3 protein-coding genes are annotated in these 1,718 nt (G+C 70.1%); all 3 read right to left on the reverse strand.

The window, feature by feature from the left end:
• Positions 1–761 (reverse strand): c-type cytochrome biogenesis protein CcmI (gene ccmI / locus WKW77_RS34915; protein ID WP_340361464.1); only part of this gene is annotated, 761 nt, incomplete at its 3' end.
• On the reverse strand, positions 758–1,210 hold the full coding sequence (locus WKW77_RS34920) for a cytochrome c-type biogenesis protein (protein ID WP_340361465.1): 453 nt from the start codon (positions 1,208–1,210) through the stop codon (positions 758–760). The genes ccmI and WKW77_RS34920, both read right to left, overlap by 4 nt.
• Positions 1,203–1,718 carry a DsbE family thiol:disulfide interchange protein gene (locus WKW77_RS34925; RefSeq protein ID WP_340361466.1) on the reverse strand — a complete coding sequence of 172 codons (516 nt, stop codon included), beginning with the start codon at positions 1,716–1,718 and terminating at the stop codon, positions 1,203–1,205. Before WKW77_RS34925 ends, WKW77_RS34920 begins: the two co-directional genes overlap by 8 nt.

Below are 1,718 nucleotides of genomic sequence, written 5' to 3' on the forward strand. Positions count from 1 at the left end.
TGCCATTGGCGCAGGGCTTCCTGTGTGTCGCCCCGCTCCATGGCTGCGCTGGCGGAGAGCGCGAGCGCCTTGGGGTGGTCGGGGTCCAGCGAGAGCGCGCGCTGGATCTGGGCGAGTGCGAGCCCGTTGAGTACGCCACCATCGACGCTCGCGAGCACGTCCGCATAGTCCGCGCGCAGTGCCGCCTCGTCCGGCGCGAGCGCCACGGCCTTGCCATAGGCCATCGCCGCATCGCCGGGACGCTCCAGCGCGGCGTAGGAACGCGCGAGCATGACCCAGCCTTCGAGATCGTCGGGCTCGCTGCGCAGTCGCTGGGCGAGCTGGTTGACCATGCCTTCGATCTGCGCGCTGCTCGGTGCGCCGGCCGCGTCGTGTCCGTGGCCCGGATCGGACGCCTGCCAGAGCGCGACCGGGTTGCCGAGGTGCAGGTACAGCACGATCGCCGCGCTGGGCAGAAGCGCGAGCAGCGCGGCCGCGAGGAGCGGCGAAGGACGGTGGGACAAGGATGCTGCCGCTTTGAGCGAGCCCGCGTCGTCGAGCAGCCGGCGGCCCACTTCTTCGCGCGCTTCGCGGCGGTGTTCCGGCGCAAGCATGCCTGTGCGGACATCGGCTTCGAGATCGTCCAGCTGGCCGCGATAGAGATCGGCGGCGGCATCGGGTTGCAGAGGCTCTGGCGGCCGGACCGCGCGTAAAAGAGGCGCGAGCAGACCGGCCATCGCGACCGCGATCAATGCCGCTGCGAGGAGCCAGAAGACGATCATCGCGGCGGCTCCGGAGAGCGATCGAGTATCGCATCGAGCCGCTGCCGGTCCGCATCGTCCAGCGCGGCAGGCGGTGGAGCACCGCGCCCCCGGTTGCGCAAGATCGCCGCGACCACGAATGCCAGCAACAGCAGCGGTCCGAACCAGAGAAGCCAGGTCACCGGTTTGAGCGGTGGCTTGTAGAGCACGAAATCGCCGTAGCGCTGCACCAGGAAGTCCCTGACCGCGTCGTCGCTCGCGCCCGCGCGCATCTGCTCGCGCATCTGGCGGCGCAGGTCCACGGCGAGCTCGGCCTGCGAGTCGGCAAGCGTCTGGTTCTGGCAGACCACGCAGCGCAGCTGGTGCGACAGCGCATGCACGCGCGCGTCGAGCTGTTCGTCGTCGGCGGGTGCAGCGAAGGTGCCCGCGCAAGCGAAGGCCAGCAGCGCGGACGCGATGCATCTACGCATGGTCTTCCTTCTCGCGTTCGAGTTCGCGCAGCAGCGGCGTGATCGTCTGCTCCAGCACCTCGGGCGTCACCGGACCCGCATGGCGGAAGCGCACCCTTCCGGCGCGGTCGATCACGAAGGTCTCGGGCACGCCATAGACGCCGAAGTCGATGCCGGTGCGGCCATCGATGTCGGTCATCGTCGCGGTATAGGGATTCCCGAGGCGCTTGAGCCATGCGCGCGCCGCCGCCGGCTGGTCCTTGTAGTTGAGACCGTAGACCGGCACCCGGGCGCGCCCCGCGAAGTCGACGAGCAGCGGATGCTCCACCTGGCAAGGCGTGCACCACGAGGCCCAGACGTTGAGCACCCACACCTTGCCTTGCATGTCGCTGCTGCGCAGGCTGCGTCCTTCGCTCTCGAGCAGCGGCAGCTCGAAGGCGGGCGCGGGCTTGCCGACCAGCGGCGAAGGGAGCGCGCGCGGGTCGCGGCTCAGCCCGGCCGCGAGCGCGATGGCCAGTGCGAGGAACAC

Origin of the sequence: Variovorax ureilyticus (genome assembly GCF_037889935.1) — a bacterium.
GTDB lineage: Bacteria > Pseudomonadota > Gammaproteobacteria > Burkholderiales > Burkholderiaceae_C > Variovorax > Variovorax ureilyticus.